1 protein-coding gene is annotated in these 438 nt (G+C 62.8%); it reads left to right on the forward strand.

All coding sequences use genetic code 11. The annotated features are described in order from the left end of the window. Positions 1-21: 21 nt before the first annotated feature. Positions 22-438: transposase (locus CR919_RS20930; RefSeq protein WP_243380390.1), on the forward strand; the 417-nt coding region annotated here is incomplete at its 3' end.

A 438-nucleotide genomic window follows, 5' to 3' on the forward strand; every position in this document is an offset into this window, starting at 1 on the left:
GGTCTGAAAGAGGCCATTGCCATGCTGGACCAGCAGATTCAGCAACTGTGTCGCAGCGGCGAACAGCGCGACCTGTATCGGCGGATCATGACCATCCCGGGGATCGGACCGACGGTGGCGGCCTTCGTCACCCATCACATCACGCGCTGGCCCTTGACCAGCTCAGACGCCTGGATCGCCTGTACCGGTCTGGATCCGCGACCCAACGAATCCGGTGCGCGGATCGGCAAAAGGCGCTTGTCCAAGCGTGGCAACGCCAGCCTGCGCCAGATCCTCTACATGGCTGCCATGGGCCTGACCCGATCGAAAGGCGGCAAACCCCTTTACACGGCCATCCGCGAACGCGGCCACAGCAGTACCGCCAGCTTCAACATCCTGGCCAGAAAGCTGGCCAAGATCGCCTGGGGCGTCTTCAAGAGCGGTCGGGACTTTGATCCA

Source organism: Stenotrophomonas sp. LMG 10879, from assembly GCF_002750935.1.
GTDB classification, from domain to species: domain Bacteria; phylum Pseudomonadota; class Gammaproteobacteria; order Xanthomonadales; family Xanthomonadaceae; genus Stenotrophomonas; species Stenotrophomonas lactitubi_B.